This window comes from Enterococcus sp. FSL R5-0957, assembly GCF_038008005.1.
Classification (GTDB): Bacteria; Bacillota; Bacilli; order Lactobacillales; family Enterococcaceae; genus Enterococcus_B; species Enterococcus_B faecium.
The window spans coordinates 1,307,721-1,321,183 of sequence record NZ_JBBOYG010000001.1 but is presented as its reverse complement, the minus strand read 5'-3'; the positions used below and the strand labels follow the sequence as shown (position 1 = coordinate 1,321,183).

At 36.6% G+C, this 13,463-nt stretch carries 10 protein-coding genes and 1 pseudogene; 4 read left to right on the top strand and 7 right to left on the bottom strand.

The window, feature by feature from the left end:
* From MKX69_RS06365 to MKX69_RS06355, 3 genes are all read right to left on the bottom strand, one after another.
* Positions 1-2,016, bottom strand: a complete 2,016-nt coding sequence (locus MKX69_RS06365) for a BglG family transcription antiterminator (protein ID WP_341009381.1) — start codon at positions 2,014-2,016, stop codon at positions 1-3.
* Positions 2,017-2,194: 178 nt separating this feature from the next.
* On the bottom strand, positions 2,195-2,500 hold the full coding sequence (locus MKX69_RS06360) for a hypothetical protein (protein ID WP_002286049.1): 306 nt from the start codon (positions 2,498-2,500) through the stop codon (positions 2,195-2,197).
* 89 nt (positions 2,501-2,589) lie between these two features.
* The gene (locus MKX69_RS06355; RefSeq protein WP_341009378.1) at positions 2,590-3,621 is read right to left on the bottom strand and encodes a Gfo/Idh/MocA family oxidoreductase; all 1,032 of its coding nucleotides are present in this window, start codon (positions 3,619-3,621) and stop codon (positions 2,590-2,592) included.
* 206 nt (positions 3,622-3,827) lie between these two features.
* On the opposite strand from MKX69_RS06355, the gene MKX69_RS06350 reads away from it, so the two are divergent.
* A complete protein-coding gene (locus tag MKX69_RS06350) occupies positions 3,828-4,703 on the top strand; it encodes a MurR/RpiR family transcriptional regulator (RefSeq protein ID WP_002295882.1) in 876 nt (291 codons plus the stop codon).
* Between the two features lie 23 nt (positions 4,704-4,726).
* On the opposite strand, the pseudogene MKX69_RS06345 reads toward MKX69_RS06350, so the two are convergent.
* Positions 4,727-7,069: pseudogene (locus tag MKX69_RS06345) on the bottom strand (VWA domain-containing protein); the annotation flags it as partial.
* A 256-nt stretch (positions 7,070-7,325) separates the two neighbouring features.
* Here MKX69_RS06345 and MKX69_RS06340 point away from each other — a divergent pair.
* Positions 7,326-8,717: a helix-turn-helix domain-containing protein gene (locus MKX69_RS06340; protein ID WP_341010513.1), complete on the top strand. Its 1,392-nt coding sequence runs from the start codon at positions 7,326-7,328 to the stop codon at positions 8,715-8,717.
* A gap of 72 nt (positions 8,718-8,789) precedes the next feature.
* Here the strand turns inward: MKX69_RS06340 and MKX69_RS06335 are convergent, their stop codons facing one another.
* The 3 genes from MKX69_RS06335 to MKX69_RS06325 are packed head-to-tail and all read right to left on the bottom strand — an operon-like array spanning position 8,790 to position 11,210.
* Positions 8,790-9,437, bottom strand: a complete 648-nt coding sequence (locus MKX69_RS06335) for a TetR/AcrR family transcriptional regulator (protein ID WP_010724064.1) — start codon at positions 9,435-9,437, stop codon at positions 8,790-8,792.
* Positions 9,438-9,444: 7 nt separating this feature from the next.
* Positions 9,445-10,131 carry an ABC transporter ATP-binding protein gene (locus tag MKX69_RS06330; protein WP_002286060.1) on the bottom strand — a complete coding sequence of 229 codons (687 nt, stop codon included), beginning with the start codon at positions 10,129-10,131 and terminating at the stop codon, positions 9,445-9,447.
* A 5-nt stretch (positions 10,132-10,136) separates the two neighbouring features.
* The gene (locus MKX69_RS06325) at positions 10,137-11,210 is read right to left on the bottom strand and encodes an ABC transporter permease (protein WP_002286061.1); all 1,074 of its coding nucleotides are present in this window, start codon (positions 11,208-11,210) and stop codon (positions 10,137-10,139) included.
* A 221-nt stretch (positions 11,211-11,431) separates the two neighbouring features.
* On the opposite strand from MKX69_RS06325, the gene MKX69_RS06320 reads away from it, so the two are divergent.
* Entirely contained in the window at positions 11,432-12,106 is a 675-nt protein-coding gene (locus tag MKX69_RS06320; protein WP_002286063.1) for a response regulator transcription factor, read from the top strand.
* A 4-nt stretch (positions 12,107-12,110) separates the two neighbouring features.
* The gene (locus tag MKX69_RS06315; RefSeq protein ID WP_341009373.1) at positions 12,111-13,451 is read left to right on the top strand and encodes a sensor histidine kinase; all 1,341 of its coding nucleotides are present in this window, start codon (positions 12,111-12,113) and stop codon (positions 13,449-13,451) included.
* Positions 13,452-13,463: the final 12 nt, after the last annotated feature.

Here is a 13,463-nt window from a genome sequence, read left to right as displayed (position 1 = left end):
TCATTCGTCTCCTTTTCTTATGATCGCTAATATTTCTTCTTTTGTTGATGCGTGTAATAAATCTTGAAGATTTTGTTTATTAGAAAGTAGCTTTGTTAAATTTGCCAACGCCCGAAGATGCGCCTCATTATCGATAGCAGCTAAACAGATAAACAAACTAATGGGATGGGCAGGATCATCAAGCAGATCCACAGGTTGTTGAAGTTTCAGCAAAGACATCCCTACTTCATTTACGCCATCTTCTGGACGAGCATGAGGTAATGCGATGTGGTCGCCAATATGGATAAACGCACCATACTGCTCCACGCGCTCGATCATAGCTTTGATATAACTTTCTTCTATTTTATTTTCTGATAATAGCGGCTGTGCGGCAAATGTGATTGCTTCTTGCCAGTTTTTTGGTTGATCCGATAATTGGATCATTTCTTCTGTTAATAATTCAGATAGCATAGGACGTTGATCCTCCTTCTTTTCTAAAAGTTTGTTCATTTTACGATTTAATACTTGATAGAGCTTTTCTTCGTCTACGCCTTCTTTTAATTCGATATAAGGCAGTAGCGCCGACAACAATTCTTGGGCAGAAGGCATTGAAAATCCTGGTATCAGCCAATCTCTTTGTACTTGATTGATCAGCTGATTTTTTTCCAAGTCAGTCATGATTGGATGCAGAACATAGAGAGACTTTTTCTTATCAGTAAGTGTGAGAGGTACAGTAGAAAAAATAATATCGTAAGAAGTTTCGTCAACCTCGTGTAAGCGGTCAGCTGAATTAGTCTCTGTAAAAAAGATCATCGGGAATAATTGCTGAAGTTCACTTTTTAAGATCAATGAAGAGCTAATGCCACTTGGACAGACGATCACGGCTCTTATTTTTCTATTTCTTTCTTCTGCGTCCGCTTTTCTGATCTCTCCGCCAAATAGTATAGTGAAAAAACCAATCTCTTCTTCAGGGATGCTCTTCCCTATTCGTCTTTCTAACGGAAGTAATGCTTTTCTTGTCATTTCGTAGATGGAAGCATATTGATGCTTAATTTGATCGATCATCACATTAGGTAAATAAAAAGAATAGGAAATACGAAAATAGGCAGGGACCAAGTGATAAAAGACATTCATCAATAATTCACGAAACGAAGCAAATTCTACGGCCATCAGGAATTCCATGCGATGGATGACTTCTGAAGAACATTCCAGCAAAAAATCAAGTGCAGGCTCCTGGACATCTCCTTCAACGATCGATGCTAAGCAAAGAGAGAAAAATATAATCTCCGAATTTTGATGTTTGGAATAGCCAAGGCCAGTCAATACTTGTCGACTAATGTCAGTGACTGCAAGAGAAGCCAACAGTTCAGCATCTTTTACCAGTTCCATGGATGTTTTTCCAATTCGAATGGTTGTCAAACTCAAATAATAAGCTAATTCATCCATTCGATTTGGTGCGAATCGAAGATCTGATAGTGAAATCGTTTTATCTAGCAAATCTCTAACTTTGGCGTAATAATCAATGGAAAGGGTTGCGGTTAAATACGTGAGCCCAAATCTTCCAGCAAGTGACTGCATCAAACGAGCAGTGCGATTTTTTGCTTCTCTTCTTAATATTGCTTCTGACCCTAGCAGCCTAAAACCAGTTTTCCTAGTATACGACAGCTGACAATCTTCCACTTCTAATTCATTTCTTATCTTTTTGATATCTGACAGGACTGTCCCTTTAGAAACCTGAAGAAAATCTTGAAAATGAAAAACAGAAACAGACGTTGCAGTCGAATAAACCATCAAATAAAGAAGATCTCTTCGCTCTTGTTCGGTATACACAGCTTCAAATCGAGTAATATCCAAAAATTTTTCTGCCCAGTCGATTGCTCGGAATTTCTTTATACGGATATGGGTATCATCCACATATTCGGCAAAAGGAGTTAATTGTTTGATCACCTCGCTTGTATTTACTTCGATGATCTCTGCTGCTTTTTCTAGACTGATTTCTCTTGGTGTTTTCAGGAGATAACTAATTTTGTAGTTCACAGCGCTGTTCACCTCCTACTTATATTCTAGTATGGTAGCGCTTTTAAATCGAGGGGTGTTTGGTACAACTTACAGTTGGATTTTTTTTACGACTGTACCGAACGACTTCTATCGAATGGATACAGAAAAAAAGCAGGTGACCAAATGTCTCCTGCTTTTATGAATTGATTTCGTCCGATTAATGATGATCATGTTTATTTTTTGAGGTCAGTTCTTCAAATTTTTCTTTGACATCTTCAACCGCTTTTTCGATATCTTTTTCAAAGTGATTGGGCTCATTAGGCTTTGTTTCCTCTTCTACAGAATTTGAACCAGATAAAGCTGTTTCTTTATTTTCTGTTTCACCAGAGTTTGTGCCAGCTAATGATTCTTCTTTGTCTTCTGTTTCACCAGAATTAGTTCCTGCTAAAGCCACTTCTTCTTCTGTTTTAGGGGCCATTGAACCTCTTAATCGTTTGTGTTTTTCACCGTCATAATTTGTCATGTTGGTTCCTCCCAGTAGTTCTATACTTTTTCATCGTACAATAAGACAGTTTATGCGTCAAAAAAAAAAACCCGATTCTTACAAATATGTCATATTTTTCCTTCTGATTCTTGAATGCTTTTGATTCCTTCTTCCAAAATTTTCATTTGTAAGATTGTTTCTTCATCTTTGATGACTTTTTCTGCGCCATTAACTAATGTCTCGTAAATCCCTTCGTAGACACGGCTGTAATCACCAACCTCGGAAATTACTTTTTCTTCATGATAACTCCCTTGTTCATCTATATAGGTCAATACACCATAATGTTCGGGCAAATCGATACCAAAGTCTTCATGATCAGGCATGTAAAACATTTTCAGATGTTCTTCTTGTCGATCTTTTGTTTGTTTCACGAACATCCCTTTTTTTCCGTGAACGACGAAACTTGGACGTTCTTTGATGCGGAAATAACTGGATTTTATCGAAATTTTCATATTTCCATAGAAAAAATCCAGATCGAAGTAATCATTCATTCGTCCTTTCCCTAAAAGTTGACGTACATCATAGCTGATATCATCTGGTTCGCCGAAATAAGAAAGAACTTGATCTACTGTATGACAAGCATGTCCATATAAATAGCTGTTCGCAGTAGAAAATTCATGCGTATTTTCTGGTACTTCCGGTCTGAAATAATCATAATGCATTTCTACTTCTAAAATATCCCCTAATTTTCCGCTTTCGATTACTTTTTGGACTGTCAAGAAGTCAGAATCGAACCGTCTGTTTTGGTAACATTGGATAAATAGCCCTTTTTCTTTTGCTAATGCAAATAACTCTTCTGCTTCCTTTGACGTTTCTGCAAAAGGTTTCTCTACTAGTACATTCTTACCATGTTCGAGTGCCATTTTTCCATATTCATAATGAAATTGACTAGGTGTAGTGATGACAACTAATTGGATCTCAGGATCATCCCAAAGATCAGACAGCTGATCAGTATATTCGATGTCTTCGAATGTTTTCCACACTGGTTCAGATGGGGAAAAAATTTTTTTGATATTGATTTTGTTCGTAAGTTTTCTTGAAAAAGGCAAATGATAGCGATTTGTACTCTTTCCATTGCCAAGATAAGCGATTGTAAGCATGAGTGGTGCCTCCTTTTATTGATGTTTTTAGTATATCCTAGAAAAGCGCAGAAAGTATTTGTAATAGCTATTCTGGTAAAAAAGTTCAGAAAAACACTTGTTATTATTCGGTTTGATGAAATTAATGTTCAAAGTAAGGATAAAAATCAAAAAGATAGTAGCGGAACCAAGTGTTTATCAGTAAGATAGAATTTGGAGGTCAGATCATGCTTATTGAAGAAAAACTAACAAAACAAGAGTTGTTTACCACGACAGAGAAACGGATTGCCGATTACATCCGTAGGAATATCGAAGCTGCAGTCTACATGACGATTGAAGAATTAGCAAAAGCTACGTATACTTCCCATTCAGCTATCATTCGTTTATGCAAAAAAATGGGATTCAGCGGATTTAAAGAATTCCGTTTCGAGCTGGGGCGGGAAGTTCATCAATTGATTGCTCAGTTCAATCAAACGATTGATCCTAATTTTCCTTTTTCAAGTGAAGATAGCACTCAGCAAATTGCAAAGAAAATGGCGGATTTATCGATCCAGTCAATAAAAAAAGCACAATTGCAGATTGAACATGAAGATTTAGATCAAATCGGTAAAGTATTGAACAAGGCACAGCGAATCTTTCTTTTTGCAAAAGGTGATTCTCAAATCACGGCAAGGAAATTCCAGAATAAAATGGTCAAGTTGAATAAGTTTTTGATCATGGCCGAAGAATACAGTGATTCTTCTTGGAATGCAGCCAATTTGACTAGCGAGGATTGCGCTATTTTTATTAGCTACAGCGGTCGCATCCATCATTATGAACGAATAATGACCTATTTGAAGCATGTAGAGGCCCCTACCTTGCTGATTACCGGAAATCAGCATTCAGAAATGGCCAAACAGGCTGATATGTGTCTTGTTATATCGCAGGAGGAATATGATTTTGCTAAAGTAGCAACTTTCTCCTCTCAAATTGCCTTCGATTACGTATTAAATACGTTATTCTCAGTGATATATTCTCAAAATTTTGAAGAGAATATCCGCAACTTGAAAAACAAACAAGAATTGATGCAAAAAGGCCTTCTTAAAGAATATCGGAAAACTTAAGAAAAGATCCTCATTTAGTAATTAAGATCCTTTTCTCCTGTAGAGGAATTTTTCGTTATTTTTAAGTCTAACGGTGTGAATTGTTTAGTATTCTTCCATGTCAGTGCGTCTATTTGTTGAGAATCATATCCTGGTACAGGTAGTTCTTTGCTTGTTTGGTAACTGAATGCTTGACCTTGATTATTATATTGAGGCAGTGATAGTATCTCTTGATAACTTTCTCCACTATTTGCAGAGAGTTTGTCGACGTCTGCACGTTCCCACGTATTTGCAGTATCTTCAGCTGGTTTAGCGATGCGGATATATCCGTTTTTCCAAGCTGCAGCATTTGTCGTATGTTCCCGTTGAATCTCAAAAGTAACTTGATCTGGACGATCAGCTAGATTGTTGTCAAATTCTTCCCATAACTTTTTGATGTGAAGACTGACTCCGGGAGCTTTAGCAGATGGTATACCGAATTCAGCTAATTCATTGGTATCAATGTTTGGCTGGAAAGTTGTCCTGCCGTTCATTTGATACCAGAAATTTGGATGGAAGTCCTCATTTTCTGTTTGGATTCTCACTTGGTAATGGATTTGGATTTCTTGGTCTTTTCCTAAATAGATCTGATTGCTCTTGATGGTATTTCCTTCTATGGAAATAGATGGAGTGACCGTTGTAGGACTTGTCCCCACACTCTTGACTGAAAGTGTACCAGGCTGATAAATGAATGGTTCTGCGATTGGATCATTTATTTGTCCATTGCTTACAGTTGCTGAGATCTGTACAGCTTTTTTGGCTAGGTATTCAGAGATATCTGTTGCATGATCAGCTGATTCATAGTAAAGATCGCCTTTTTCATCTGATGAAACCATTTGTCGCATACGAGACTCTACTTCTGCTTTTGAGAGACCAGCTGCCGGATCGCTTTGAAGTTGGATGCCAAGACCATGTATTTCGATTCCTCGTTCTTTGAGTGCCATCGCTTCTCCGATGGTTGCGATAAACGTACTGTCGATTCTTCTGGATAGATTGTTTTGGTCAGGTGCATAATAGCTTCTTGAGATTCGAGAAGTATTTCCCGGCTGATCTTGCGTATTAGAAAACTGAGTTCCGTAATAATTGCTGCTTGATTGTGCGTGTACCCGCTGTACTTTATAGGAAAATGTTGGTACACCATCCGTCAGCAAAACGATCACTTTTTTATGTCCATTTGGAACGGATAGCATGTTTCCTGCATCTCTTAGTGCTTTTTGTGTAAAAGTACCACCATTTGTCCGTGAAGGTGTAATGGATTTTACTTGATTTTTCACTGAATCAAATGAACCCATCTGTACTGCACCGTTACTGTAGCTATATTCTTCGCTTGAGTAGCCGACATATCCCATATTGATTTTGTCTGTGATACCGCTATCTGCTAAAGTATCGACAAAACGATCGACACCAATCTTTACTTCACCGATCCGATTATTGTCGTTCATACTTCCTGACCAGTCTACGACCAATACGAGATCAAGAGGCGTGATATCTTTTTGTACATTTCCACGATCATTCAAATAAACATCAAACAATCCGGGTGTACTTGTTTCCTTTGCATACTTTCGTATCGCATAGTCTGCTTGATTACCAGTTCCTCCATATTCGATATACGAATGGGTCCGATCATTAGGATCTCCATTCCAAGAATTTATACCATCCCATTGATTTGTTCCGTTTTTATTGCCTTGATGATCAAGAACATTTGTATTTCCTGTAGGTTGCCAACTGGCTTTAGGATAAGTGCCCTGATCATCTGTTGTATATTCTGTAGGAATCGTTTGATTAGATGGCACACTCACAGCTGGCAAGGATAATGTAGGCAATGTAAATGGGCTGACAGAATTTTCGTTTTCTTTTGATGATTCTTCTTCTATTTCGTCTGCCTTTGGTACTGACACATCTGTATCTTTCTTATTTTCTGTCTCATCAATAATGTCATATTCTTTATTATCGACGATCAGCTTGTTTGCCTGGCTGTGGTAAAGTGCTGGATCGATTGGAAAACTCAGATCGATAGTTTGTTTAGTGTTTGATGAGATTTCCAACGTAATTTTCCCGCTATTTACCTGATAAGCATAGCCATCTCCTTCTTTTCTTTCCACATCACTTAAGTAATTTTCGACTAGACCAATTTCTTTTTCTATCTTTTCAGCACTGGTGTTATTCGCATTTAGCTTGATATTCAGTGCTTTTTTTCCAGACTGATCCGAAATGACTTCAGCTGAAATTGTTTCTAAAACTGTTGGATCATCTGTAGTGTCTGCTATTGCAGATAATGGCACAAAGTTTGATAAACTCAATATTATCAGCATGAAAATAACTTTCAGTTTCTTCCCTGTGGTCGTCATTTTTCCCCTCCTTTTTATTTTTTTCTGTTTTGACGTGAATAGTGAAAATTATTAAAATAAACAGGCGTTACATAATTTTATTTATTTTAATATGATAATTATTATACGAAGGGCGCTAAAGGGAATCACACCAATTTTCATACCAATTGGTTTCATTTATGAAGTTGATTTCTTCGATTAATGAGCGTTTCATTGAAAGAAAAGGGTTGAGGGAGAAAAACATATGATCAGGTTGTTGGAAGGAAACTATAGAAAGATGGAAAAAATCATTCGAATTCTGTCCATTTCTGACAAGTGGATGACTAAAAAAGAACTTGCCAAACGAATTGGTAGTTCAGAATCTACATTTGTAAGGTATATCGAAGAGATCAAAATCCGCTGGGGAACGGATGTAACGATTCAAACTTCACAAAAATTGGGGTATCGTCTTGAACACTTGAATGTACCAGCTTATTTAAATGTTCTGATGGAAATGTCGCAAAGTTCTACAAACAGTCGTTTATTAAATGAGATTATTGTCAATCCGGGTAAAACGATTGAGTATTATTGTGAAAAAATTTCCATCAGCCGGTCTTCTTTTACACGTAAGTTGAAACAATGCAATCAAATTTTAGAAAGTTATTTATTAAAAGTGATCGTTGACCAAGGTTTTCAGTTAACTAGCCTTAAAAGTGAGCTCCAGTTGCGTATCTTTGTCACCTTTTTCTTTTTAAGTTACTACGGAAGACGCACGTTGCCATTTCCAATCGAAAAAAAGAAGATCAAAGAAATTATGGTCAAGAATAATTGTCAGTTGAATTTGTTTCAGGAAGAAAGCCCATATGAGCAATCTTTCTTTATTATGTATTTTGTTGTGCATCTCATGAGAGAATCCCAAGGAACTCCATTTGAATGGAAAGCTGGAGACTCTTATGTACAGTTGATAAATATCGATAAAAAAGACTTCTTAATCTTGAAAAATCTCTTAGGAAAATTGAAGTACAGCAGCTATATAAAAGTAGTGAACTATTTTGTCAATACGATTTTTTCAGAATTTTCGGAGAAAGAAAAAAATGAAATCAGTGAGCAGATACGAAAAAATATGTCCTACTGTTCGTTTTCATCCTCTGATTGCAAAGAAAAAAACGAAGAATATGTTGTTCAATTATTAACGCAAATTTATTTTTTCTCCCGTATTTTCCCATACGATACGACTCATTTGACGATCTGTGCAACTTACTTTGCACAGCAGATGCAACACCGCCAGATACGTCTATATGCTGGATTTCGTGCAGAACTTCAATTTTATTCCACTCTACTGAATCAGAATCTGATTTATTATTTATCTAGCTATATCTTTTGGATGCTTATCGGTAATCCTGAAATTCACCATTATACTTCTGATAAAAAAATACTGATCATCAGTGACTTAAGTCTTCGACATAGTCAATATATTGAAGAATATATCAGTGATATTCTTGCTGTGCATAAAATTCACTCTGAGACAACTGCTATTACTGAAGATCAGCTGTCGAAATACAATCTTCTCGAGTATGATCTGATTGTTACGAATCAACCCATTTTGAATGCCCATGTTCCTCATATATTGATTGATGATAGTGTGTCATTCGCAAATGAAGAAGAACTCATCCGCTTATTCGAGTTATGAATAATCAAAAAACAGCTATGTATAAACCACCCTGATAAAAATTTCAGGACAAATACACATAGCTGTTTCTTTTTATTGTATTCCTTCAGCAATCCAACGAGATTTATAGCGAAAGTCTTTTAACAACTCTTCTTTTGTCCAATTATTTGCAATGAGATCCGTCAATGTGTTCATTACGAGGGACATGGAAAAGTATAGGAAACTAACTGCTTCTTCCGACGATTGAATGGAGAAATGATTGATTCTTAATAATTCCAGCCATTTTTTGTTCATTGGAGAATCAGCCGATAGTTCTCTACGTTTGGTTGTCTGCTGATCATTTCGCTGGGTTAACAAGTATAACCTTTGCCAATAGATACTTTCGTGATCTAAGTCGCAGCACCACTCTAAATATTTTTCGATCCCCAAAAAGAAATGTTGTTTGTTTTCGCTAATGAATTTTAAGATATCTTGATGGACTATGTGAGAACTGCTTTTGATCGTATACAAATAAGCATCTTCCAAATCTTGAAAATATTTATAAAAAGCACCGCGCGACATCCCCATCTTGTCAACGATCTCTGAGACTTTGACTTGGCTGATGTGCTGTGAGCAAAATATCTCCAGTAATAGGTCATCGATTCTCTGTTTCTTTGCGTTCGATAAATTGAAAAAAGTTTCTTTTGGCATCCACATCTCTCCTTTATCTCTGATTATACGTGGATAGCCCTTCATTGTCATGAAGGATTCATTCCTTCTTTTTCTCTTCTTCTGTCAAGTACCCATCTTCCATTCGATAAACGCGATCACTCCATTGAATCATACGGACATCATGAGTAACCATAATAGTCGCTTTTTGTTTCTCATGAGCTTCTTTAACTAGTAATTTGACGACTTCATATGCATGATCTGTATCCAAACTAGCTGTTGGTTCGTCTGCTAAGATCAAGCTTGGCTCATTATATAAAGCGCGAGCAATTGCCACTCTCTGTCTTTCTCCACCAGAAAGGTCTTTAGGATAACTATTTTTAAGTGACTGGATATCTAAAGATTGCAGCAAGGAATCGATTTTTGTTGAATCTTCTTTTTTTGAAGTAACTTGGTCAACTAGTTCAAATTGTTCCTTTACCGTTAAAAAAGGAATCAAATTAGAGCTTTGGAGAATAAATCCAATTTCTTTAAAGCGTAAATCTGCTCGTTTTTTTTCTGGAAGCTCAGTTAGTGAGTGACCGTTGATCACTATTTCTCCGGAAGTCGGTGTTTGCAATCCTCCTGAAATGGTAAGGAAAGTACTTTTACCTGAACCAGAAGGACCAATGATGCTGACGAATTCTCCTTCCTTTACATAAAAATCAATTGCTTTCAAAGCTGAGACCTTTGTATGACCAGAACCAAATGTTTTGGTAACTTTTTTCATCGTTAATATTTTTTTCATTTTTATTAACCTCCTATTGCTGTAATTGGGTCTACTTTGGTTATCGTACGTATCGAAAACAATCCGCCTAGCATTGCGACAATGATCAAAATCCCACTATATAGCAACCATTGTGACCAAAAAACAGCAAAAGGCATCGCGCTTGGTAAAATCAGACTAGTCAAATAAGCAAACAAAAGAGCAAGCAGAACGCCTACCACCCCAACAATAAAGGACTGTGCTACTAAAGATTTAGCGATGAAGAAATTTTTGATCCCTTGTGCTTTCATTACTCCAAAAATAGCAGTCTTCTGAAGTGTCATCACGTACATGAAAATACCGACCACGGCAGCAACCACTAAGAACAAAAAGTATATCATCGCATTTAAGGTCATATTTTGGGCAGAATAGCCAGGAATACTTTCAATGAATGTCCCAATAGTTAATAACTGTAGACCCTTCGATGCTTTTTCTTTCGAAATTTTAGCTGAATCCTTTATTACGATCCCATTGATCGGCTGTTCTTCTTCAGAAGCAAACGGCTGTTGTCCATACTTCAAAGCAGTCCACGTATCTAGGGACGCATAGATGACGGGAGAAACTGTGTAATAAGTTTCAGGAAAGATACCGACAATCGTCAAAGGATCGTCGTAACTGCCAATTTTGATCGTATCTCCAATTTTATAGCCTGAATCAGCCAGATTTTGAGAGATGATGATTTCATTCTTTGTTTTAAATTCATGCCCTTTCGTGAGTTTTGGTAATAAAAATGCTTCTTTCGTTGTGCCGAAAACTGTAACATTTTCTTTGTTTTTTCCTTTGATTGCTCCGCTGTACAATCCGATTGGTGCTTTCTCTCCTCCTTCAATGTATTTCAGATCTCCTCTTGTTAATTGTGAAGCTGCAAATACTTGATTTGCATCCTCCGACAAAACAATCTCTTGTGCGTCCCAATCATCGATTGCTTTTTTAAACTCTTCTGAAAGTCCATTCGCTAGTCCTGACAACATGAATACGACATACGCAATCAAGAACATAATACCGACGATCAAGCCATATCGTAATTTAGAATAGCGAATTTCTTTGATAGCTAGAAACATTTGTTTTTCCTCCCTATGATAGATTGATAGTGACAAAATGTCACTTATTGAATAGTGTAACTCTAAAGTGACATTTTGTCACTTGTGTTGTTTTTTTCTTATCAATAAATTGTCTAAGACGTCTTTCGATAAAACCTTAACATGAGTCATAAAAAATTTATTTAAGCCTTATTTATGCTTTCCATGATAAACTAAAGTGACCAAATCAATGAGGTGGGAAAATGATTAAACTATTAGTAGTAGAAGACGATAAAGTATTATCCAATAATATAAAAGAAATACTCGCTGCAATCGGCGAGATAACACAAGTTTATGATGGTAGTGAAGGACTGTTCGAGTTGGAAAGTGGAGTTTATGATCTTGCAATCTTGGATTTGATGATGCCGGAAATGAATGGATATGAAGTGTTAGCAAAAATACGGAAAGAAAAAATACAGACTCCAGTATTGATTTTGACTGCAAAAGATAGTTTGGAAGATAAGATTGAAGGATTTGAACGAGGTGCAGATGATTATCTAACAAAACCTTTCTATCGAGAAGAACTGATCATGCGCGTGAAAGCATTATTGAAACGCTCGCTAGGTCTCTTTGATGAAAATGTTCTGAAGTATAAGGATATCAGTTGTGATTTAAAAAGCAATGAAGTCTTGTATAAAGAACAAGTTTTGCCCATACAAGGAAAAGAGTTTGAATTGCTCGTTTATTTTTTACAAAATAAGGGAATCATTTTGACAAAAGAGCAGATATTTGACCGGATCTGGGGATTTGATTCTGATACGACGATTACAGTTATTGAAGTTTATATGAGCAACTTACGAAAACATCTGCGAAGTACTGGATTGGATAAAGAAATCAAAACCTTACGTAATGTCGGTTATATACTGCAAAGGGTGTGATGCAATGAATGGAGATATTACACGAAAGCAACGTAGTCGCTTTTTTGCGACAAATGTAGCAGCATTTGCTTTTATCTTTTTTCTTTTGGGATTCATTACTTTACAGATATTAAACCAATCTGCATACAGAGAAACAGATCTGTCATTAGAGAAAATAAATTTTGATTCTCGAACAGTACAATTAGAGATACAAAGATATCAGCAAGGCGATCCCTTTTTAAACCCGACTCAAACGGAACAAAACAGAACAAACATGGAACAGCCATTAATGGAACCATCAAATGACCGTTTTAACACTCAAGTGATCTTGTGGTCTAAAAATGGTGAGATATTGAATAAAGCAGCTATTGGTGGGCGTTTCAACCAAATCAAAGAATTAAAAATGGATACGAAAAATCTGAATAGCATCCAAAATATTGAATTAAATGAAGACAGTGGCTCATCTGCCCTCTCTTTCCGTTCGATTACGAAAAAAGCGGAGACGAATCAAGATGGCGTTGCCTACATCCAAATTTTAGAAAATACAAATCAAATCAAGAATTCATTAGCGACTTTTCGCACGATTATGATTTTGTGTATGATTGTTTTTTGGATTCTCTCTATTGGTATCAGTTATTACTTGTCTAGTCTAAGCATGCGCCCTATTATTCTTTCTTGGAGAAGACAAAAAGAATTTGTTGAGAATGCTTCTCATGAATTGCGCACACCGTTAACGATTATTCAAAATAGTTTGGAACATCTTTTTACCAAGCCTAATCATACTATTATTGAAGAATCCGAAAGCATCGCTCAAGCATTGTCAGAGACGAGGCGCCTCACTGGATTGACTTCGGATTTGCTGACAATCGCTCGGAATGATTCTGATCAGCAGCTGCTTTCAAAGCAAATGATCAATACACAAGAATATATCGAACAACTTGTTAAACCATTTCAAGAGATGGCCACCATAGATGGAAAAGAGTTTATTCTCCATAACGATGCAACATTAGAAGTACCAATTGACGAAAAAAAAATCCATCAAGTTTTGGTTATTTTGCTGGATAATGCATTAAAATATACGAATCCAGAAGATAAGATCATTTTGGACTCATCTGTTAACCATAAAGAATGGCTGATTCACGTAAAGAATACTGGCCCTTCTATCAGTGAAGAAGATCAAGCAAGGATTTTTGATCGATTTTATTGGGAAGATCAATCTCGGGCGAAAGAGACTGGCGGATACGGGCTTGGCTTGGCAATTGCAAAACAGGTAATCGAACAGCATCATGGACAAATTTCTGTATCCAATTATCTTCCACAAGGAGTCGATTTTAAAGTCCAATTGCCGTTGAAGCCTAAAAAATAATGCTTATCCCTA

What these genes read in the sequence shown, in the direction of transcription:
- MKX69_RS06360 (WP_002286049.1), bottom strand. Translation starts at nt 2,500, where the DNA reads ATGACAAATTATGACGGTGAAAAACACAAACGATTAAGAGGTTCAATG.
- MKX69_RS06355 (WP_341009378.1), bottom strand. Translation starts at nt 3,621, where the DNA reads ATGCTTACAATCGCTTATCTTGGCAATGGAAAGAGTACAAATCGCTAT.
- MKX69_RS06350 (WP_002295882.1), top strand. Translation starts at nt 3,828, where the DNA reads ATGCTTATTGAAGAAAAACTAACAAAACAAGAGTTGTTTACCACGACA.
- MKX69_RS06340 (WP_341010513.1), top strand. Translation starts at nt 7,326, where the DNA reads ATGGAAAAAATCATTCGAATTCTGTCCATTTCTGACAAGTGGATGACT.
- MKX69_RS06335 (WP_010724064.1), bottom strand. Translation starts at nt 9,437, where the DNA reads ATGACAATGAAGGGCTATCCACGTATAATCAGAGATAAAGGAGAGATG.
- MKX69_RS06330 (WP_002286060.1), bottom strand. Translation starts at nt 10,131, where the DNA reads ATGAAAAAAATATTAACGATGAAAAAAGTTACCAAAACATTTGGTTCT.
- MKX69_RS06325 (WP_002286061.1), bottom strand. Translation starts at nt 11,210, where the DNA reads ATGTTTCTAGCTATCAAAGAAATTCGCTATTCTAAATTACGATATGGC.
- MKX69_RS06320 (WP_002286063.1), top strand. Translation starts at nt 11,432, where the DNA reads ATGATTAAACTATTAGTAGTAGAAGACGATAAAGTATTATCCAATAAT.
- MKX69_RS06315 (WP_341009373.1), top strand. Translation starts at nt 12,111, where the DNA reads ATGAATGGAGATATTACACGAAAGCAACGTAGTCGCTTTTTTGCGACA.